General features: G+C 74.0%; 19 protein-coding genes. 4 read left to right on the top strand and 15 right to left on the bottom strand.

Annotated elements, in window-relative coordinates; all coding sequences use genetic code 11:
* Window positions 1–40 precede the first annotated feature (40 nt).
* The 11 genes from IE326_RS40275 to IE326_RS40225 form a co-directional block, all read right to left on the bottom strand.
* Entirely contained in the window at window positions 41–1141 is a 1101-nt protein-coding gene (locus tag IE326_RS40275; protein ID WP_150234951.1) for a polyprenyl synthetase family protein, read from the bottom strand.
* Window positions 1138–2571, bottom strand: coding sequence for a hydroxysqualene dehydroxylase HpnE (gene hpnE / locus IE326_RS40270; RefSeq protein ID WP_150234954.1), 1434 nt, complete (start codon window positions 2569–2571; stop codon window positions 1138–1140). The genes IE326_RS40275 and hpnE overlap by 4 nt, the downstream gene beginning before the upstream one ends.
* Window positions 2571–3515, bottom strand: coding sequence for a presqualene diphosphate synthase HpnD (gene hpnD, locus IE326_RS40265; protein WP_190045145.1), 945 nt, complete (start codon window positions 3513–3515; stop codon window positions 2571–2573). The genes hpnE and hpnD overlap by 1 nt, the downstream gene beginning before the upstream one ends.
* Complete coding sequence (gene hpnC, locus IE326_RS40260; protein ID WP_229915928.1) at window positions 3512–4435, bottom strand: squalene synthase HpnC; 924 nt, start codon at window positions 4433–4435, stop codon at window positions 3512–3514. Before hpnC ends, hpnD begins: the two co-directional genes overlap by 4 nt.
* A gap of 291 nt (window positions 4436–4726) precedes the next feature.
* Window positions 4727–5362, bottom strand: a complete 636-nt coding sequence (locus IE326_RS40255; RefSeq protein ID WP_030751929.1) for a TetR/AcrR family transcriptional regulator — start codon at window positions 5360–5362, stop codon at window positions 4727–4729.
* Between the two features lie 120 nt (window positions 5363–5482).
* Window positions 5483–6271: an ABC transporter ATP-binding protein gene (locus IE326_RS40250; RefSeq protein ID WP_150234958.1), complete on the bottom strand. Its 789-nt coding sequence runs from the start codon at window positions 6269–6271 to the stop codon at window positions 5483–5485.
* Window positions 6264–7187 (bottom strand): ABC transporter permease, encoded by a 924-nt coding sequence (locus tag IE326_RS40245; protein WP_150236239.1) that lies wholly within the window; start codon window positions 7185–7187, stop codon window positions 6264–6266. The genes IE326_RS40250 and IE326_RS40245 overlap by 8 nt, the downstream gene beginning before the upstream one ends.
* 171 nt (window positions 7188–7358) lie before the next feature.
* Window positions 7359–8138 carry a CDP-alcohol phosphatidyltransferase family protein gene (locus IE326_RS40240; RefSeq protein WP_150234960.1) on the bottom strand — a complete coding sequence of 260 codons (780 nt, stop codon included), beginning with the start codon at window positions 8136–8138 and terminating at the stop codon, window positions 7359–7361.
* Complete coding sequence (locus IE326_RS40235; RefSeq protein WP_150234963.1) at window positions 8116–9177, bottom strand: iron-containing alcohol dehydrogenase family protein; 1062 nt, start codon at window positions 9175–9177, stop codon at window positions 8116–8118. The genes IE326_RS40240 and IE326_RS40235 overlap by 23 nt, the downstream gene beginning before the upstream one ends.
* Window positions 9165–9902, bottom strand: a complete 738-nt coding sequence (locus IE326_RS40230) for a phosphocholine cytidylyltransferase family protein (RefSeq protein WP_150234965.1) — start codon at window positions 9900–9902, stop codon at window positions 9165–9167. The genes IE326_RS40235 and IE326_RS40230 overlap by 13 nt, the downstream gene beginning before the upstream one ends.
* Entirely contained in the window at window positions 9899–11704 is a 1806-nt protein-coding gene (locus tag IE326_RS40225) for a DUF5941 domain-containing protein (RefSeq protein ID WP_190045161.1), read from the bottom strand. Before IE326_RS40225 ends, IE326_RS40230 begins: the two co-directional genes overlap by 4 nt.
* A gap of 409 nt (window positions 11705–12113) precedes the next feature.
* Between IE326_RS40225 and IE326_RS40220 the strand changes: the two genes are divergently transcribed.
* The 3 genes from IE326_RS40220 to idi all read left to right on the top strand — a co-directional run bounded on the left by IE326_RS40220 (window position 12114) and on the right by idi (window position 15328).
* Window positions 12114–13055: a cation diffusion facilitator family transporter gene (locus IE326_RS40220; protein WP_150234976.1), complete on the top strand. Its 942-nt coding sequence runs from the start codon at window positions 12114–12116 to the stop codon at window positions 13053–13055.
* A gap of 212 nt (window positions 13056–13267) precedes the next feature.
* Window positions 13268–14533 (top strand): bifunctional class I SAM-dependent methyltransferase/N-acetyltransferase, encoded by a 1266-nt coding sequence (locus IE326_RS40215; RefSeq protein ID WP_229915927.1) that lies wholly within the window; start codon window positions 13268–13270, stop codon window positions 14531–14533.
* A gap of 156 nt (window positions 14534–14689) precedes the next feature.
* Complete coding sequence (gene idi, locus IE326_RS40210; RefSeq protein WP_373310418.1) at window positions 14690–15328, top strand: isopentenyl-diphosphate Delta-isomerase; 639 nt, start codon at window positions 14690–14692, stop codon at window positions 15326–15328.
* Here idi and IE326_RS40205 read toward each other — a convergent pair.
* Both IE326_RS40205 and IE326_RS40200 read right to left on the bottom strand, forming a co-directional pair.
* Entirely contained in the window at window positions 15294–15809 is a 516-nt protein-coding gene (locus IE326_RS40205) for an ATP-binding protein (protein WP_150236242.1), read from the bottom strand. The two genes, idi and IE326_RS40205, sit on opposite strands and share 35 nt — an antisense overlap.
* A gap of 130 nt (window positions 15810–15939) precedes the next feature.
* The gene (locus IE326_RS40200) at window positions 15940–16638 is read right to left on the bottom strand and encodes an HdeD family acid-resistance protein (protein ID WP_150234978.1); all 699 of its coding nucleotides are present in this window, start codon (window positions 16636–16638) and stop codon (window positions 15940–15942) included.
* Between the two features lie 72 nt (window positions 16639–16710).
* Between IE326_RS40200 and IE326_RS40195 the strand changes: the two genes are divergently transcribed.
* Window positions 16711–17463: an enoyl-CoA hydratase/isomerase family protein gene (locus IE326_RS40195; RefSeq protein WP_190045144.1), complete on the top strand. Its 753-nt coding sequence runs from the start codon at window positions 16711–16713 to the stop codon at window positions 17461–17463.
* A 3-nt stretch (window positions 17464–17466) separates the two neighbouring features.
* Here IE326_RS40195 and IE326_RS40190 read toward each other — a convergent pair whose 3' ends face one another.
* Entirely contained in the window at window positions 17467–18108 is a 642-nt protein-coding gene (locus tag IE326_RS40190) for a DJ-1/PfpI family protein (protein WP_190045143.1), read from the bottom strand.
* A gap of 14 nt (window positions 18109–18122) precedes the next feature.
* A complete protein-coding gene (locus IE326_RS40185; protein ID WP_190045142.1) occupies window positions 18123–19109 on the bottom strand; it encodes a GlxA family transcriptional regulator in 987 nt (328 codons plus the stop codon).
* Window positions 19110–19350: the final 241 nt, after the last annotated feature.

The raw sequence follows: 19350 nt of genomic DNA, 5'->3' as shown, positions 1-19350 counted from the left end.
ACCGGCCGGCGACTGCGCACTCATATCTGGCTGTGGATGATCATTTCTTCCGTACGACGACGAAGTCGGCGAGGGCGATCAGCTGGTCGCGCACCCGGGCGGGCATGTCGACCTCGTCCAGGGCGGCGAGGGCCTTTCCGTGCTGGCGGCGGGCCTCCTCCGCGGTCCACTCGCGGCCGCCGGCCTCCTCGATGAGGGCGGCGCGGTGGGCGAAGTCCTCCTCGGTGAAGGAGGCGAAGGCGGTGGACCGGGCGTCCTCGGCGAGGAGGAGGCCGAGCCGCTCGGACGCCTCGCCGCCCGCCGCGAGGGCGGCGACGACCGGCAGCGACTTCTTCCGCTGCCGCAGGTCGCTCCAGGTCTGCTTGCCGGTGGCGTCCGGGTCGCCCCAGATGCCGAGGAGGTCGTCGACGGCCTGGAAGGCGAGGCCGAGGTGGTGGCCGTACTCCTCCAGCTTGTCGGCGGTGCGGTCGTCGGCGCCGCCGAGGACGGCGCCGATGGAGACGGCGCAGGCGAGGAGGGCGCCGGTCTTGTTGCCCTCCATCTCCAGGCACTCCTCGACGGTGACCCGCTCGCGGTGCTCGTAGGAGATGTCCTGGGCCTGGCCGTCGATCAGCTTGCGGTTGGCGGTGGTGAGCCGGCGGGTGGCGCGGCCGGCCTCGACGGTGCCGAGTTCCAGGAGGACCTCGTTGGCGAGGGCGGAGAGGGCGTCGCCGACCAGGATCGCCTGGGCGGGGCCGTACACCTTCCACACCGTGTCGCGGTGGCGGCGCTGCTCGTCGCCGTCCATCAGGTCGTCGTGGAGCAGCGAGAAGTTGTGGACGAGCTCGACGGCGACCGCGCCGGGGATGCCGACCTCGGGGGCCGCGCCGGCGGCCTCGGCGGAGAGCAGGGCGAGCGCGGGACGCACGGCCTTCCCGCTGTCGGCCTCGGTGGGGTTGCCCTGGGCGTCGATCCAGCCGAAGTGGTAGGCGGCCACGGTGTCCATGGGCGGCGCCAGACGGGCGACGGCCGCCCGCATGACGGGGGCGGACAGCGTCCGTCCCCTCTCCAGCAGGGCGTTGACGTCGGCGGTGTCGACGGCCGGGGTCCCCGGGGGCACGGTCGGCACGGTCTCTCCTCTGGTTCCTGTGATCACACTCATGCCGCCTCCTGCAGCGGGTGGTCGTGGCGGCGGCCGAAGGCGGAGAGCGCGGCGCCGGCGGCGCTGAAGCCGCTTCGGACGGCACTCTCCATGGTCGCGGGCCATCCGGTGGCGGTCCAGGCGCCGGCCAGGTAGAGGCCGGGCGCACGGGTGCGGGCGGCGGGGCGGAGGCGCCCGACGCCCGGTGTGGGGGCGAAGGTGGCGGTCCGCTCGCGGGTGACGAAGAAGTCGCGGACGCCGGCGCCGCGGGCGGCGGGCAGCAGCCGCTCCAGCTCCGGCAGGTAGCGCGCGCGGAGCGCGGCGACGGGCACGTCGATGTCGTCGTGGGCGGCGGACTGCGAGATGGCCAGGTACTGGCCGCCGCCGGTGAGTCCGGAGGAGTCGGTGCGGTCGAAGACCCACTGCACCGGGGAGCCGAGGGCGGTGAAGAAGGGCTGCTTCAGGACCTTGCGGTCGTAGACGACGTGCAGGCCGAGGATGGGCGCGGTGGCGATGTCGAGGAGCCGGTCGGCGTCGTCGAGCGCGCCCTCCGGGAGCAGTCCGTGGGCCTCGGCCTGGGGGACGGCGAGGACGACGGCGTCGGCCTCGACGCGCTCGCCGGGCACGTCCACGGTCCAGCGGCCGTCCTCGGTCCGGGAGATCCGCTCGGCCTTGGTGCGCAGCAGGGTGCGGACGCCGAGCCCGTCGAGGACCTTGCCGGCGAGGGTGTCGTGGAGGTGGCCGAGCGGCACGTGGGCCCAGCCGATGTCGGCGGCGCCGGGGTCGGAGAGCAGCCCGGTCCTGAAGACCATCGCGGCGAGGCCCATCGAGGCGTCGGGGGCCGCGGCGTTGAGGGTGGGGACGCCGACGAGGTCCCACAGGGCCTCGACGGTCCGGCGGGACTGGCCGTGGCGGCCGAGCCAGGTGGCGAAGTCGACGCCGTCGAGGGCGGGGTCGGCGGGGTCGAGCTTCTTGAGGGCGAGCGCGGCCCGTCCGACGGAGAGCCGCTCGGCGAGGGAGAGGTGGGGGTACGCGGCGAGGCTGCGGGCCAGGTGGAGGGGGACCGGCAGCGGGTCGCGGCGGATCCGGCCGAGGCGGGGGCCGCGGGGGTGGCCCACGTCGAGGACGGGCACGTCGAGCCGGTCCTGGAGGGGGGCGAGGCGGGCGCCGTCGACGCGGTCGAGGAACCAGCGGTAGGCGGTGCAGCAGCGCAGGTAGACGTGCTGGCCGTTGTCGACGGCGAGGTCGCCGCGGCGGAAGGAGAAGGCGAGGCCGCCGAGGCGGGGGCGGCCTTCGAGGAGGGTGACGGCGACGCCGGCCTCGGCGAGCCGGAGCGCCGTGGTGATGCCGGCGAGTCCGCCGCCGACGACGACGGCGCGGGGGCGGTCGCCGGTACGGGCTCCGCCGGCCGGGCGGGGGGCGTCCTCGGGGGTCCCGTCGGTGGCGGGCATCAGGCGGGCCTCCTGACGGTGCGGCGGGCGATGTGGCGGGCGTCGAGGCCGGAGAGGCCGCGGACGGCGACGTACGCCTTCTCGGGTCCGGGCAGCGAGACCCGGCCGCGGAGCACGGCGCCGGGGTCGCGCTCGATGCGGTCGAGGAGGCGGCGGTAGATGCCGGCCATGGCGGCGACGCAGGCGCCGCTGCGGCGGTCGAGCATCGGCAGGAGCCGGTAGCCCTCGGCGAAGAGGGCGCGGGCGCGTCGGACCTCGAAGTGGACGAGGCCGGCGAAGTCGGCGCCGGCCGGCAGGACCGGGGAGCCGAAGCCGGCCTCGCAGCCGAAGCGGGCGAGGTCGTCGGCGGGGAGGTAGGTGCGGCCGTTGCCGGCGTCCTCGCGGACGTCGCGGAGGATGTTGGTGAGCTGGAGCGCGAGGCCGAGGGTGTCGGCGTACTCGGCGGCCCGGTGGGCGTCGGCGGCGCCGGGCTGGGTGCCGAAGACGCCGAGGGAGAGCCGGCCGATGGCGCCGGCGACGCACCGGCAGTAGACCTTGAGCTCGTCCCAGGTGCGGTAGGTGGCGCCGCGGACGTCCATGAGGACGCCGTCGATCAGCTCGTCGAGCCCTTCGAGGGGGATCGGGAAGCGGCGGGCGGAGTCGGCGAGGGCGACCGCGACGGGGTCGGTGTCGTCCTCGGCGACGTCGTCCTTGCGGATCCGGTCGAGGAGGGTCCGGGTGGCCTCCAGGCGCGCGTGCTTCACCTCGGGGGCGAGGGGGCCGTCGCCGATGTCGTCGACGCGCCGGGAGAAGGCGTACAGCGCCGACATGGCCTGCCGCCGGTCGGCGGGCAGCAGCCGGATGCCGTAGGCGAAGTTGCGGGCCTGTTGTCCGGTGACGGCCTCGCAGTAGCTGTACGCGGCCTGGACCGGCGCGGACGGCCTGGTCGGTTCCTCGGCGGTCACGTTCCCCCCTCACGGCGCGCCCGGAGCAGGACCGTTCCCGCCCGGCGCGCGAGGCTCGGCTTGGTGGGCTTCGGCGGTCCGGCGAGGACGTCGAAGCCGGCGTCGGCGATGGCGTCGAGCGCGGCGAGGCCGCCGGCGGTGAAGCCGGCCAGGAGCAGGCGGAGGCGGCCGTGGACGCTGCCGACGAGCGGGGTGCCGGCGTGCAGCAGGGCGCGGGCGCGGTCGGCCTGGAAGGCGATCAGGGAGCGCACGGCGGCCCCGGCGGTGGGCCGGGCCAGGTCGTCCTCGGTGACGCCGAAGCGCTTCAGGTCCTCGGCGGGCAGGTAGACCCGGTCGCGGCCGAGGTCCTCGGCGACGTCCTGGAGGTGCTCGACGATCTGGAGGGCGGTGCAGATCTCGTCGGAGCGGCGGATCCGCTCGGGGGTGGCGGTGCCGGTGATGCCGAGGACGATCCGGCCGACGGGGTTCGCGGAGAGCTCGCAGTACGCGAGGAGGTCGTCGTACGTCTCGTAGCGGCGGACCAGCTGGTCCTGCCGGTTGGCCCGGAGCAGGCCGAGGAAGGGCTCGGGGGTGAGCCCGCGGCGGCGGACGGTGGGCCGGAGGGCGCGCAGCAGCGGGTGGTGCGGGGTGGCGCCGGCGTCGAAGACCCGCTCCAGGTCCCGCTCCAGGGCGTCGAGGAGGGCGAGCGGGTCGGCGGCCGCCTCGGGGCCGAGGCCGAGCAGGCGGGCGTCGGCGCCGCCGGGGGCCAGGTCGCCGTCGCCGATGTCGTCGACGAGGCGGGCGTAGCCGTAGACGGCCATGAGGTCGTCGCGCCAGGCGCGGGGCAGGAAGAAGGGGGCCACCGGGAAGTTCTCGTCCGCGGCCTTGCCGAGTGTGGTGCGCGAGGGGTCGTCGGCGCGCACGTGCCGGGCGGTCGTCACCGGGCGGCGCCCGGCGCGGGGACGGCGACACCCACGTGGAGCTGGAGATTCTGCGTCATGGCCGTCATATCTCCCGTTCTACACTGCCGATCCAATCCATCCTATTTCGGACACGCCGCCGCGCACGGAGCAGGCGTCCCCGGTGCTTTCCGGGGGCGCCGGGAGCGATGTGGATCAGACCGGTACAGCTTACGTTGTACGAGGGATGTCGCCATTCGGGGGGTGCGCGCCGCCACGCGGGGGCCCGGCGCCGGGCCCGCCCGGGGCGGCGCACCGGTGCCGGGGGCGGGGTCAGCGGGCGCGGGCTCCGGAGACGACCATGGCGAGGGTGGTCTCGACGACGTCGTCGCGGCGCTGGGCGGGGAGCCTGCGCAGCGGGCCTTCGAGGAGGAGCAGGGAGAGGCCGTGGACGGCCGACCAGGCGGCGGCGCCGGCGGCGGGCCGGCGGCCGGCGGTCCGGCCGAGGGCCTCCAGGGCGTCCTTGAGCAGGGTGAAGGCCCGGATCTCGGGCTCCGGCGGGCGCGGGGCGCCGGCCGGCGGCTCCTCGGGGGCGGGGCGGACGGCGCCGAAGGCGGCGCGGTAGAGGCCGGGGTGCTCGACGGCGAAGCCGACGTAGCCGCGGCAGAGGGCGGCGAGCCGGCGCTCGGCGGCGAGGGCGGGGTCGTCGGCACCGGGCTCGCGGGCGGCGGCCCGCTCCATGGCCTCGGCGAGCCGGGCCCTGGCGTGCAGGCGCACGGTGCGGAGCAGTTCGCCGCGGCCGTCGAAGTGCCGGTAGGCGGCGGTGGGCGAGACGCCGACCCGGCGGGCCGCCTCGCGCAGCACGACCCGTTCGGGGCCGCCCTCGCCGGCGAGGTCGACGGCCGCGCAGATGAGGGCGTTGCGCAGGTCGCCGTGGTGGTAGTTCTTTCCTCCCGAGATCCCTGGCATGGGCTCATCCTGCCCGATGTTGACCGCATGAACATTCCGTCCCGCGGGCCGACCGGCGAAAACCGGAAGCGCCCCCCGCCGTGGGGCGGGGGGCGCTCGGGGCGCGGTGCGGCGCGGAGGTCAGCGGGCGGTCTCGCGCTCGTACGCCTTGAGGACCTCGTCGGTCGGGCCGTCCATCAGGAGCTGGCCCTTCTCCAGCCAGAGCACCCGGTCGCAGGTGTCCCGGATGGACTTGTTGCTGTGGCTGACCAGGAAGACCGTGCCGGCCTCCTTGCGCAGCTCGCGGATGCGCTCCTCGGAGCGGATCTGGAACTTGCGGTCACCGGTGGCGAGCGCCTCGTCGATGAGGAGCACGTCGTGGTTCTTGGCCGCCGCGATGGCGAAGCGGAGCCGGGCGCCCATGCCGGAGGAGTAGGTGCGCATGGGCAGGGAGATGAAGTCGCCCTTGTCGTTGATCCCGGAGAAGTCGACGATGTCCTGATACCGCGCGTGGACCTCCTCGCGGCTCATGCCCATGGCGAGGCCGCCGAGGATGACGTTGCGCTCGCCGGTGAGGTCGTTCATCAGGGCCGCGTTGACGCCGAGCAGCGAGGGCTGGCCGTCGGTGTAGACCCTGCCGCTCTCGGTGGGGAGCAGGCCGGCGATGGCGCGCAGCAGGGTGGACTTGCCGGAGCCGTTGGTGCCGATGAGGCCGATGGCCTCGCCGCGGTAGGCGGTGAAGGTGACGCCGCGGACGGCGTGGACCTTGCGGACGCCCCGGCTGACCTCGGCCTTGCCCTTGCCGACGATCCGGCTGAGGGCGGCGGTGGCGCTGCCCTTGCCGCCGCCGCCGGCGTTGACCCGGTAGACGATGTGGACGTCGTCGCAGATGACGGTGGGCGCCTGCGCGCTCCGGTCGGTGTCAGCCACGGCCGTACCTCTCCTCTGCCTTCCAGAAGTAGACGAAGCCGCCGACGCCGGCGACCAGCGCCCAGGCGAGGGCGGTGAGCCAGACGTGGCCGGGCAGGTTCTCGGAGCCGTAGCCGTCGATGAGGGCGAAGCGGACGAGGTCCATGTAGACGGCCGCCGGGTTGTACATGAGGACGTCCGCGATCCACTGCGGCTTGTCCTTGAGCATCACGGTGATGGAGAACATGACGCCGGAGGCGTACAGCCAGGTCCGCATGACGAAGGGCATCAGCTGGGCGAGGTCCGGGGTCTTGGCGCCGGCCCTGGCCATGACCAGCGCGAGGCCCACGTTGAACACGAACTGGAGGAAGAGCGCCGGGATCACCAGCAGCCAGCTCGCCGAGGGGTAGCTGCCGGAGACCATCACGATCGCGACGAGCACGATCATCGAGTACAGCAGCTGCTGGAGCTGCTGGAGCGAGAAGCTGATGGGGAGGCTGGCGCGGGGGAAGTGCAGTGCCCGGACCAGTCCGAGGTTGCCGGAGATCGCCCGTACGCCGGCCATGACGGAGCTCTGCGTGAAGGTGAACACGAAGATGCCGGTGACCAGGAAGGGGATGTAGACGTCCTTGTCCATGCCCCGGTCGGCGCCCAGGATCAGCCCGAAGATCAGGTAGTAGATCAGGGCGTTGAGGAGCGGGGTCGCCACCTGCCAGATCTGGCCGAGCTTGGCCTGGCTGTACTGGGCGGTGAGCTTCGCCGAGGAGAAGGCCATGATGAAGTGGCGATGGCTCCACAGCTGCCGGACGTACTCGAACAGTCCGGGTCGGGCGCCGCTGACCGCGAGGCCGTACTTGGCGGCGAGCTCTGCCGGGGCCAGGCCCTCGTCGACGGAGGACGGAGGCGCGCTCGTCGCGACCGCCCCGCCCTGGTGCATGTCACTCACAGTCGAAACTTTCGTGTTCACGATGTGCGGCACGTCGGGGTGCCACGATGTCAGCTGACCGGTGGGCGGCCCCCTGCCGGGCCCGCCGCCACACCGTACGCCATCCGGGCGGCCCGCCGGGACGCCGGTCGATCTTCCGGCCGGCGGTCCGCCCGGGGGCTCCTACTTCAGTCTGCTGGACGCCAGGACCGAGACGAGGTGCAGCAGCGTCTGGAGCAGGGCGATGCCGGCGAGGACGGCGACACCGAGGCGGGAGAAGAAGAGGTCGCCGCGGAGCTGGTCGGCCACGGCCAGGACCAGGATCAGCAGGGACGCCTCGATGCCGAGGATCAGCCGGTGGAACTTGAGCGCGGCGGCGGCCCGGCGGGCCAGCGCCATGCCGGAGGAGCGGGGCTCCGCGGCCGACTCCTTGACCGGGGGCATGCCGTTCTGGTGGCGGGCGACGCCGACCAGGTCGGTCTCGGCCTTGATCAGGATGGCGCCGAGCGCGGCCAGGGTGCCGAGGAAGGCCCACAGCCAGTCGATCCGGCCCTCGCCCCACAGGTCGGCGGCGCGCAGGCCGAAGCCGACGAGCACGGCCGCGTCGCACAGGTAGGCGCCGACCCGGTCCAGGTAGACGCCGGCCAGCGAGTACTGCTTCTTCCAGCGGGCCAGTTCGCCGTCGACGCAGTCGAGCAGCAGGTACATCTGCACCGCGACGACGCCGAGGACGGCGCCCCACACGCCCGGCACCAGGAGCGCCGGGGCGGCGAGGACGCCGGCCAGGGTCATCAGGTACGTCAGCTGGTTCGGGGTGACCCGGGTGTTCGCCAGCTGGCGGGTGATCCGCAGGGAGATCTCCCGCATGTAGAGGCGGCCGCCCCAGTGCTCGCCGCTCCGCCGGTCCTTCACACCCGGCGGGTGGACGACCGGTCGGAGCTCAGCTACCGATGGCTTTGGCATAGTCGGCGTACGCGTCCCTGATCTCGTCGGCGGACAGGTCGAGGTGTTCCAGGATGGTGAACCGGCCCGGCCGGGTCTGCGGGGCGAACTCCACCGCGCGGACGAACTCGTCGGCCGTGAAGCCCATCTCCTCCGGCAGCACGGGCAGGCCGTGCCGGCGCAGGGTCTCCACGATCACGCCGGCCTCGTCGCGGGCACCGCGCAGGTGCATCGCGAAGGCCGCGCCGAGGCCGCACTGCTCGCCGTGGCTGGCCGCGCGCTCCGGGAAGAGCAGGTCGAAGGCGTGGCTGATCTCGTGGCAGGCGCCCGAGGAGGGGCGGCTGTCGCCGCTGATCGACATGGCGATGCCGGACATCACCAGGCCCTCGGAGAGGGTGACGAGGAAGTCGTCGTCGCCGACGCCGCCGGGGTGCCTCAGGACCGCCTCGCCCGCGCTGCGGGCCATGGCGGCGGCGAGGCCGTCGATCTTCTCGCCGGTCTCGCGGTGCGAGAGCTCCCAGTCCGCGAGGGCGGAGATGTTGGAGATCGCGTCGCCGATGCCGGAGCGGATGAAGCGGATCGGGGCGTCCCGGATCACGTCGAGGTCGATGACCAGCGCGATCGGGGTGGGCACGCCGTAGGAGCCGCGGCCGTTGTCGTTGTCCAGGGTGGAGATCGGCGAGCAGATCCCGTCGTGCGACAGGTTGGTCGCTATGGCCACCAGCGGCAGCCCGACGCGGGCGGCCGCGTACTTGCTGACGTCGATGATCTTGCCGCCGCCGAGGGCGACCACGGCGTCGTACCGCTTGCCGCGCATGGCGTCGGCGAGCTTGACCGCCTCGTCGATGGTGCCGCCGCCGACGGTGTACCAGTCGGCGCCCGGGAGCTCCGGGGCGAACTGGTCGCGGAGCTTCAGGCCGGAGCCGCCGCTGATGGCGACGGCGATCTTGCCGTTGCTGGAGATCCGCTGGTCCGCGAGGAGCGCGGACAGGTCGTCCAGCGCTCCCCTGCGGATGTCGACGACGACCGGCGACGGGATGAGTCGGGTCAGTACCGGCACGCGATCTCCCGGCCCTTGGCGAGGTCGTCGTGGTTGTCGATCTCGACCCAGGAGACCTCGCCGATGGGCTCGACGTCGACGGTGAAGCCGCGGTTGACGAGCTCCTGGTAGCCGTCCTCGTAGTAGAGGTCGGGGTCGCGCTCGAAGGTGGCCTTCAGGGCGTCGGCGAGCTCCTCGGCGGCCTCGGCCTCGATGAGGGTGACGCCGATGTACTCGCCGGTCGCCTCGGCCGGGTCCATCAGCTTCGTGATCTTCTGGACGCCCTTGCCCTCGGCGGTGACGACCTTCATCTCCTCGTCGGCGAGCTGCTTCACCGTGTCGAGGGCGAGGATGATCTTCTGGCCCTTGCCGCGGGCGGCGAGCAGGGTCTTCTCGACGGAGACCGGGTGCACGGTGTCGCCGTTGGCGAGGATCACGCCGCGCTTGAGGACCTCACGGGCGCACCACAGGGAGTAGGCGTTGTTCCACTCCTCGGCCTTGTCGTTGTCGACGAGGGTGATCCGGAGACCGTACTTCGCCTCCAGGGCCTCCTTGCGGGCGTAGACGGCCTCCTTGCGGTAACCGACGACGATCGCGACCTCGGTGAGGCCGATCTCCGCGAAGTTCTTCAGCGTGAGGTCGAGGATGGTGGTGTCACCGTCCACGGGCACGAGGGCCTTCGGGAGGGTGTCGGTGTACGGGCGCAGTCGCCGTCCGGCACCGGCTGCCAGAACGAGGCCGATCATGCTGTTTCTCCTTCGTCGTGAACGGCGGGTGCTCCGGAGGAGACCCAGAAGCGGATGGACTCCACGAGCACCACGAGGGCGAGCGCGCCCGCCAGGGCGGTCAGCGCCGACGTGAAGTCGTCGCCGCGGTCCACGAGGAGGGCGGCGAGGACGGTCACCAGGAGCGTGCGCCCCTCGTGTCCGCCGGTGATCCGCACCAGCCAGGCGGGCGGCGCGCCGGTGCCTCCGCGGATGCGGTACACCGTGTCGTAGTGATGGTAGGCGACCGCCGCGACCAGGCCGAATGCGGCGGGGACGGCCTGCGGGACGTCCGACCGGGCGGCGAGGAGCAGGACGGTGCCGTACTCCGCGGCGCGGAAGAGCGGCGGGACGAACCAGTCGAGGGCGCCCTTGAGGGGGCGGGCGACGGCGAGGCCGGCGAGGAGGACGTAGCCGCCGGCGGCGCCGACCGTGGCCCAGCTTCCGACCGGGGCGGTGGCGGCGACCGCGAGCATCAGGGCGGCGCCGAGGAGGGCGGCGACCGGGGCGGGCACCGGGAGGCGGCGCAGGACCCGGGCGGCCGCCGAGGCCAGGGGGCCGGAGTCCACGAGGTCGGCGAGGGCCCGGGCGGCGCGGTCGGTGCGCGGGCCCCGGCGCTTCACGGAGCGCAGCAGACGGCCCGCGGTGGTGTAGCAGGCGGCGAAGGCGCAGCCGAAGATCAGGGCCCAGAAGACGATCCGGGGGCTGGTCGCGGCGGTGAGGACGGCGATCATCGCCCAGCGCTCGCCGATCGGCAGGATGATCATGCGGCGGGCCCAGACGGTCCAGCCGACGCCGTCGAGCCGGCTGGAGAGGGCCAGGCTGGTTTTGGCGGTGGCGCCCGCGGCCTCGGCGTTCGACTCGTTGAACGCGAAGTCCACGACGTGCCGGCAGGTCATGAGGATCATCGCGGCGAGCGCGAGGGTCCACACGTTGTCTCCGTCGCGGGCCGCGCCGAGGGCGAGGCCGGCGTAGAAGGCGTACTCCTTGGCGCGGTCGAAGGTGGCGTCGAGCCAGGCGCCCATCGTCGAGTACTTGAGCGCGTAGCGGGCGAGCTGCCCGTCGGTGCAGTCCAGGACGAAGGAGACGAGGAGCAGGACGCCGGCGGCGACGTAGCCGCCGCGCTCTCCGGTGGCCGCGCAGCCGGCCGCGATCAGGGCGGTGAGCAGCGAGGCGGTGGTGACCTGGTTGGGGGTGAGGCCCCGGCGGGCGCACCAGCGGGCGATGTACCGCGAGTAGGTGCTGATGAAGAAGGTGGTGAAGAAGCCGTCGTGGGCCTTCACGGCGGAGCGGAGGCGGACGGCCTCGTCGTCGACGGCGTCGACGGCGGCGCGGGCCTCGTGGCGGGCCGCGGCGTCGGCGGGGACGGCGGCGACCAGGGTGCCGAGCTGCGGCCGGTGCACGGCGACGCCGTCGGCGTCGAGGGCGTCGGCGAGGGCGCCGGGCAGGTCGTCGGCGGTGTCGGGGGCGGCCGGGGCGGTGGGCGCCGGGGCGGCGGTCAGCGCGCGGACCAGGGCCGGGCGGGCCTCGGGCTGCGCGGCGAGCGCGCCGGACACGGCCGCGGCCGGGAAGCGGGGGTCGGTCAGCGCGAGGCGCAGGGCGTGCCGGTGCCCGACGAAGCGGGAGTCGACGAGGGCGACGCGCTCGCCCGCGGGGACGGCGGCCAGGAGGGCGCGGGCCTCCTCGGCGCCGGAGGCGCGGCGGACGTCGAAGCCGAGCGACCGCAGATCACCGTCGAGCGAGGATCCGGGTGCCGGCGGGCCGGTGAGGATGGCGGTCGACAGACGAACTCACTCCTTGGAACGGGCAGAGGGCCGACGGGGCACGACGGCCCGGGCACGGCGGTGCGTCCCGGCACCGGGCGGCGGCACGTCGGCTGAGGCTATCGGATGAACCGCTCAGGAGTTCACCGAGGCTTCGCGCCCCGGACTCCCCCCGGTCCCGCGGTCGCCGCCGGGGTGCGCGGCACTCCGGTGTGATCATCATCGGGGATCGGCGGCCCGCCCTCCAAACCGGTGACCCGGGGGCCTCGGAGGACGTTCCGGCAGGTGATCGCGGGGAAACCGTCCTTCTCGACATCGTCGCAGGTCAGAGCAATGACAACGGTGTTCAGTACCGTGTTGCACATACCCCCCACCCGTAGTTCACTGGCGATCCGGGGCACCGACGGAACAGGACTTGGGAGGCCACGTCATGGGGGCTGGACACGACCACGGGCACAGCCACGGGGGGACGCCGCCGACCGGCACCGCGGGCGCCGCGTACCGCAGCCGGTTGCGGATCGCGCTCGGCATCACGCTCTCCGTGATGGTGGTCGAGATCGTCGGCGGCCTGGTCGCCGACTCGCTCGCGCTGATCGCCGACGCGGCGCACATGGCGACGGACGCGATCGGCCTCGCGATGGCGCTGCTCGCGATCCACTTCGCCAACCGGCCGCCGTCCGGGAACCGCACCTTCGGCTTCGCGCGGGCGGAGATCCTGGCGGCGCTCGCCAACTGCCTGCTGCTGCTCGGCGTCGGCGGGTACGTGCTCTACGAGGCGGTCCAGCGGTTCATGGAGCCGGCCGAGACCAAGGGCGGGCTCGCGATCGCCTTCGCCGTGGTCGGCCTGGTCGCCAACGTCGTCTCGCTGTCCCTGCTCATGCGGGGCCAGAAGGAGAGCCTGAACGTCCGCGGCGCCTACCTGGAGGTGATGGCCGACGCGCTCGGCTCGGTGACGGTGATCATCTCCGCCACGATCATCCTGGCGACCGGCTGGCAGTACGCCGACCCGATCGCCTCCCTGGTCATCGGCCTGATGATCGTGCCGCGCACGGTGAAGCTGCTGCGCGAGACGCTGGACGTGCTCCTGGAGGCGGCGCCGAAGGGCGTGGACATGGCGGAGGTGCGGGCGCACATCCTGGCCCTGCCGGGCGTCGAGGACGTGCACGACCTGCACGCCTGGACGATCACCTCGGGGATGCCGGTGCTCTCCGCGCACGTGGTGGTGGACGCGGGGGCGCTGGACTCGGTGGGCCACGAGAAGATGCTCCACGACCTCCAGGGCTGCCTGGGCGACCACTTCGACGTGGAGCACTGCACCTTCCAGCTGGAGCCGGCCGGCCACGCCGAGCACGAGGCCAAGCTCTGCCTGTGACGCCCCGCCCGCCGGGGGCCGGACTGTTAGGCTCGGCGTACGAACACGTGCGTGAGAGGAGCTGGGGTTGATGACCGTCGCGATGGAGGCCGCCTTCCGCGGCCGCACCCGGTCCAGCTTCAGCTCCCGGGTCTCCGGCTGACCTGATCCCGGTTCTTCCACCGGTCCGTCACGTCGTCGGCCGGGACCCCCTTCACACGAGGGTCTCCACGTTGTCCGACCACGACATCCAGAACGACCGGGCGTCCCACGACGCCTTCTTCGCCCTGCACCACGGCCTGCCGCGCCAGGGTCCGGGCTCCGACGCCACCACCCGGCGTCTCCTCGCGCTCGCGGGGCCGCTCCCCGAGCGTCCGCGCGTCCTCGACCTGGGCTGCGGCCCGGGGCGGTCCGCGCTGCTCCTGGCCGCCGAGGCGCACGCCGAGGTGACCGCCGTCGACACCCACGAGCCGTTCCTCGACGAGCTGCGGGCGGCTGCCGCCGCCCGCGGTCTCGGCGGCTCGGTCCGGGCCGTACGGGAGGACATGGGTGCCCTGCCCTTCCCCGACGGCTCCTTCGACCTGGTCTGGGCCGAGAGCTCGGTCTTCGTCCTCGGCTTCGACCGGGCGCTCGCCGAGTGGCGCCGGCTGCTGGCACCGGGCGGCACGCTGGTCCTCACCGAGTGCGTGTGGACCACGGACGCGCCCGCCCCGGAGGCCCGCGCCTTCTGGGACGAGCACTATCCGCTGCGCACGGCCGGCGAGCTCGCCGCCGTCGCGGTCGGGACCGGGTACCACGTGCTCGGCACCTTCCTCCAGCCGGACGGCGACTGGGACGAGTACTACGTCCCGCTGGCCGCGCACGCCGACGCCGCCGACACCTCCCTGCCGGGGATGGCCGGGGCGGTGGCGGGGGCGCGCGCCGAGATCGCGCTGCGCCGGGCGCACGGCGGCGACTACGGCTACGCGGGCCTCGTGCTCCGTCCGGCCGATCCCCGCTGGCCCACCCGCCCCGAGCGGGAGGCCGACCACGGGGCCGTACGGGAGGTGACCGCGGCGGCCTTCGGGTCGCCGGCCGAGGCCGAGCTGGTCGACGCCCTGCGCGCCGACCCGGACGCCTGGCTGCCGGGGCTCTCGGTGGTGGCCGAGGCGCCGGACGGCACGGTCGCGGCGCACGCCCTGATCACCCGGTGCCGGGTGGGCGGGGCTCCGGCGGCGGCGCTCGCGCCGGTCTCGGTGGCGCCGGAGCACCAGCGGACGGGTGCGGGGCGGGCCGTCGTGCGGGCGGCGCTCGACGCGGCGCGGCTCGCCGGGGAGCAGCTCGTGCTCGTGCTGGGCCATCCGGAGTACTACCCCCGGTTCGGCTTCGTACGTGCGTCCGAGTATGGAATCAAGCCAGGTTTCGAGGTTCCGGACGAAGCGATGATGGCGCTCGTCCTGGACGGTTCCGGGCCGGTTCCGGCGGGCACGATCGCCTATCCGGCGGCTTTCGGGGTCTGACCTGCCCCTGACGGTCCTCCGTCGGCCCGCCGCTCCCCCGTGCCGGTGTACTCCGGTGCGGTGGGAGCGGCCGGGCTCCGGCGGCCGAAGTGCGGACAAGCCGCTTTTGTGCGGCAGACTGGGGTGGCCCCCACGGGCCGAGGACCGAAGCGAAGGATGGGTATGCCGACCACACAGGGCACCGCGGCCGCGATCGCGCCGGGGCTTGCGTCGAAGCTCTCGTCGAACGGCACGGAGCCGTCCGCCACCCCGGAGCCGATCATGCTGGAACTGGTCGACGAGGCCGGGAACACCATCGGTACGGCGGAGAAGCTCGCCGCCCACCAGGCACCCGGGCAGCTGCACCGCGCCTTCTCGGTCTTCCTCTTCGACGAGGAGGGACGGCTGCTGCTCCAGCGCCGGGCGCTCGGGAAGTACCACTCCCCCGGCGTCTGGTCGAACACCTGCTGCGGGCACCCCTACCCGGGCGAGGCGCCCTTCGCGGCGGCCGCCCGGCGCACCTTCGAGGAGCTGGGCGTCTCCCCCACGCTGATGGGCGAGGCCGGCACGGTCCGCTACAACCACCCGGACCCGGCCTCGGGCCTGGTGGAGCAGGAGTTCAACCACCTCTTCGTCGGCCTGGTGCAGGCCACCCCGGCGCCGGACCCCGAGGAGATCGGGGAGTACGCCTTCGTCACCCCGGCCGAACTGGCGGAGCGGCACGCGGCCGCGCCGTTCTCCGCCTGGTTCATGACGGTGCTCGACGCGGCGCGTCCGGCCATCAGGGAGCTGACGGGTCCCGCCGGGGGCTGGTGACCCGGTCGTCCGCCGCCCCCGGCCCCGGTGCCATCGGGGCCAGGGGCAGCGCCGCCCAGATGATCTTTCCGCCGCCCGCGGTGTGCTCGACGTCGCAGGCGCCGCCGGACTCCAGGGCGATCTCCTTCACCAGGAGCAGGCCCCGGCCGCCGGTCTGGCCGTGGTCCGCCTCCAGGGCCTTGGGCCGGTAGGGGTGGTTGTCCTCGACGGACACCCGGACCCACTCCGGCCCGATGGCCACCTCCACCGCTATCTCCGGGGAGAGCAGCGCCGCGTGCCGCACGGCGTTGGTGACCAGCTCGGAAACGATCAGCAGCAGCCCGTGCCGGATGTCCTCGTGGACCGGAACCCCCTGGCGGGCCAGCAGGTCGCGTACCGCGTGCCGGGCCTGGGGGACGGAGACGTCGACCGCGGGAGCGGTGAAGCGCCAGACTCCTTCGTAGGACGGTGGCCGGGCGGGGACACCTCCGCGGGTCTCCATGGTCCGGTTCCCACCCTCGTGCTCGATTCTCGCCACGCTTCGAGTCTTGGCAATCCGGAGGGGTCTCCCGGCCTACTGACCAGAAGTCGACACCTATCGGCCGACTTCTGATCGTTGGAGTATGCCGACGTCAGTTGTTCGACTGTTCCTGTCCGTTTTCCATGGACTTCGGGGCAGTCGCGGCATCCGGACCAGGGGCCGGTTCCGGCTTCGGCTCCCGCTTCGGTTCCGGCTTCGGGGTGACCATGCCGACGATCCTGCGGCCGCCGACGCCGATCGCGATCAGGCCGAGGCCGTCGAAGAGCAGCGCCAGGGAGAAGAAGCAGCCGAGGACGTACCGGCTGCTGTCCGGCCAGTCGAAGAGGACCAGCAGGCCCAGGAGCAGCCCGAAGGCGCCCTGGAGCAGCGTCCAGCCGAACTGCGGGCCCCGCACCACCACGCTGCCGACCAGCCGGAAGAGGCCCCCGGTGAGGAAGAGCAGCGCGGCGAACATCGTCAGCGCCTCGGCCGACCCCTCCGGATGGCGCAGGACCACGCAGCCGGCCGCGAGGTTCACCGCCGCGACCACCGCCGCCAGCCAGAAGTAGCTGGTGCCCCTCGACTGGAACGCCTGGAGGAGGCCCACCAGGCCGCCGATCAGCAGCAGCCACCCGAAGAGCCACATGGAGGTCAGGGTGGCGAGCCCGGTGTAGGCCAGGCCGACGACGCCGCAGACCACCAGGATCACGCCGAGCGCGGCCAGCCAGCCGAAGCTCCGGCCGAGCTTCTTCCCCTCGCGGGCCATCTCCTGCACGGGATCGACGCCGTCGTCCCGGTTCTCGTCGGCCATCGTGGCTCCTCTCGGCTGCCTGACGACCCCTTGCCGATCGTACGTTCGGCACCGGCGGATAGCATCCGGCCCATGGAGACCGTGGAGCCGCAGCTCGTCGCCGGCGTCGAGGACGGGGTCGCGACCCTCGTCATCAGCAACCCCGCCAAGCGCAACGCCATGACGGCCGGGATGTGGCGGGCCCTGCCCGCCGTCCTCGGCCGCCTCGCCGCCGACCCGGCGGTCCGGGTGCTGGTGCTGACCGGCGCCGGGGACACCTTCTGCGCCGGCGCCGACATCTCGGCGCTGCGCGAGCCGGGCGACGAACAGCAGGCGCTCGCGGTCCGCGCCGAGGAGGCGCTCGCCGCCTTCCCCAAACCGACCCTCGCGGCCGTCCGGGGCTACTGCGTCGGCGGCGGCAGCCAGCTCGCCGGCGCCTGCGACCTGCGGTTCGCGGCCGAGGGCGCCCGCTTCGGGATCACCCCGGCGAAGCTCGGCATCGTCTACCCCTCCTCCTCCACCCGGCGGCTGACCGCCCTGGTCGGCCCCGCCACCGCCAAGTACCTGCTGTTCTCCGGGGAGCTGATCGACACCGAGCGGGCGCTGCGGACCGGCTTCGTGGACGAGGTGCACCCGGCGGAGGGGCTGGACGAGCGGGTGGCGGAGTTCTGCCGGACCCTCGCCTCCCGTTCGCTGCTCACCCAGGCGGCGGCCAAGGAGTTCGCCGACGGGCGGCTCGACCGGGACGCGCACTGGGCCGGGCAGGCGCGCGGCAGCGGCGACACCGCGGAGGGGGTCGCCGCCTTCCTGGAGCGCCGCGCGCCCCGCTTCACGTACGGGCTCTGAGGCTCAGCCCTGCGGCAGGTCCGCGGCCGCCGTGCCGCGCCACCGCTCCACCAGGTGGGCGGGGGCCTTGAGCGGGGAGCCCGCGTCGTACGGCGGCTGCGGGTCGTACTCGGTGAGCAGCTGGACGGTCATGGCGGTGTCGTCGCCGGCGATCCGGCCGAGCAGGTGCAGTCCCATGTCGATGCCGGAGGAGACGCCGGCGGCCGTCACGTACTTGCCGTCGAAGACGACCCGCTCGCCGGTGGGTTCGGCGCCCAGTTCGCGCAGTTCGTCGTGGGCCAGCCAGTGGGTGGCCGCGCGGCGGCCGTCGAGCAGCCCGGCGGCGGCGAGCAGCAGCGCGCCGGTGCAGACGGACGTGGTCCAGGTGCTGGTGGCGTCGGCGGTGCGCAGCCAGTCCCGGATCTCCGGGTCGTCCATGGCCCGGCGGGTCTCCGGGCCGCCGGGGACGAGCACGACGTCGGGGTGCGGGACGTCGGCGAGGGCCTTGTCGGCGACGAGCGCGAGGCTGCCCTGGTCGTTGCGGACCGGGCCGGGCTCCTTGGCGACGAGGACGGTCTCCGCCCCGGGGAGCCGGGACAGGATCTCGTACGGTCCGACGGCGTCGAGCGAGGTGAAGCCCTCGAAGAGCAGGACGGCGATCTGCATGGGTGCGATCCCTTTCAGCTGACGGGTGCGGTGACGGGTGCGTGGAAGCGGCGGCGGTAGTCGGCGGGGGCGGTGGCGAGCGCCTTCACGAAGGCGCGGCGCATCGCCTCGGGGGTGCCGTAGCCGGCGGCGCGGGAGACCTCCTCGACCCCGAGGGTGGTCTCCTCCAGGAGCCTGCGGGCGTGTTCGAGGCGGATCCGGTCGACGTAACGGCCCGGGGTGATCCCGGTCTCGGCGTGGAAGGCGCGGGCGAAGTGCCGGGGCGAGAGCCTGGCGCGGGCGGCGAGCCGCTCCACCGACAGGTCGCCGTCGGGGTGCTCGGCGATCCACGCCTGGAGGTCGCGCAGCGGTTCGCGGCGGGCGGTCTGGGCGGCGAGCTGGACGCTGAACTGGGCCTGGTTGCCGGGCCGTCGCAGGAAGACCACGAGGAGCCGGGCGATGGTGAGCGCCGCCTCCCGGCCCAGGTCCTCCTCCACCAGCGCGAGGGCCAGGTCGATCCCCGCGGTGACCCCGGCGGAGGTGGCGATCCGGCCGTCCCTGACGAAGATCGGCTCGGGGTCGACCTCCACCTCGGGGTGGCGGCGGGCGAGGTGCTCGCAGGCCATCCAGTGGGTGGTGGCCCGGTGGCCGTCGAGCAGCCCCGCCTCGGCCAGCCGCAGCGCCCCGGTGCAGACCGAGACCAGCCGCTCGGCGCGCGGGCCGTGCGCGCGCAGCCAGTCGACGAGGGCCGGGTCGGCGCCGCGGGTGCCCTCCCCGCCGGGCACCACCAGGGTGTGCGGCGGCCCGTCGGCGACGGCCTCCTCCAGGGAGGCGTCGGGCAGGATCCGCAGGCCGCTGCCGGTGCGGACGGGTCCGCCGCCGAGGGACGCGGTACGGATCGGGTACGGGTCCTCCTCGGCGCCCGAGGCCCAGCCGGCGGCGTGGAACACCTCGACGGGCCCGGTGACGTCGAGGCTCTGCACGCCGTCGAAGAGGACGACGAGGACGGGACGCGGGGTCATGACCCCCATCCTTCGGGGCGGACGGGGAGGGCGGCAAGGTCGTCCACCCCACCTTTCCTGCCATCCGGGCGGCGGGGGCGGGCCCGTGGGCGTCTTCGCGCGGCCGGGCGGGCCCGCGGGGGGCGTTCGCGCGGCGGGGGCGGGCCTGTGGGCGTCTTCGCGCGGCGGGGGCGGGCCCGCGGGACGCCTCCGCGCGGCCGGGGGGCGGTTCCCTCCGTACCAAGCAGTCGGTTAGGTTCTG

This window comes from Streptomyces filamentosus (assembly GCF_014654895.1).
Taxonomy (GTDB): Bacteria; Actinomycetota; Actinomycetes; order Streptomycetales; family Streptomycetaceae; genus Streptomyces; species Streptomyces filamentosus.
This window is presented reverse-complemented; position numbering and strand designations above follow the sequence as displayed.

Coding starts and splice junctions, on each gene's coding strand:
- IE326_RS40240 (WP_150234960.1), bottom strand. CDS start 8,138: ATGCCAAAGCCATCGGTAGCTGAGCTCCGACCGGTCGTCCACCCGCCG.
- IE326_RS40220 (WP_150234976.1), top strand. CDS start 12,114: ATGGGGGCTGGACACGACCACGGGCACAGCCACGGGGGGACGCCGCCG.
- IE326_RS40245 (WP_150236239.1), bottom strand. CDS start 7,187: ATGCACCAGGGCGGGGCGGTCGCGACGAGCGCGCCTCCGTCCTCCGTC.
- IE326_RS40190 (WP_190045143.1), bottom strand. CDS start 18,108: ATGCAGATCGCCGTCCTGCTCTTCGAGGGCTTCACCTCGCTCGACGCC.
- IE326_RS40230 (WP_150234965.1), bottom strand. CDS start 9,902: ATGATCGGCCTCGTTCTGGCAGCCGGTGCCGGACGGCGACTGCGCCCG.
- IE326_RS40195 (WP_190045144.1), top strand. CDS start 16,711: ATGGAGACCGTGGAGCCGCAGCTCGTCGCCGGCGTCGAGGACGGGGTC.
- IE326_RS40255 (WP_030751929.1), bottom strand. CDS start 5,362: ATGCCAGGGATCTCGGGAGGAAAGAACTACCACCACGGCGACCTGCGC.
- IE326_RS40185 (WP_190045142.1), bottom strand. CDS start 19,109: ATGACCCCGCGTCCCGTCCTCGTCGTCCTCTTCGACGGCGTGCAGAGC.
- hpnE (WP_150234954.1), bottom strand. CDS start 2,571: ATGCCCGCCACCGACGGGACCCCCGAGGACGCCCCCCGCCCGGCCGGC.
- IE326_RS40205 (WP_150236242.1), bottom strand. CDS start 15,809: ATGGAGACCCGCGGAGGTGTCCCCGCCCGGCCACCGTCCTACGAAGGA.
- IE326_RS40200 (WP_150234978.1), bottom strand. CDS start 16,638: ATGGCCGACGAGAACCGGGACGACGGCGTCGATCCCGTGCAGGAGATG.
- IE326_RS40275 (WP_150234951.1), bottom strand. CDS start 1,141: ATGAGTGTGATCACAGGAACCAGAGGAGAGACCGTGCCGACCGTGCCC.
- idi (WP_373310418.1), top strand. CDS start 14,690: ATGGGTATGCCGACCACACAGGGCACCGCGGCCGCGATCGCGCCGGGG.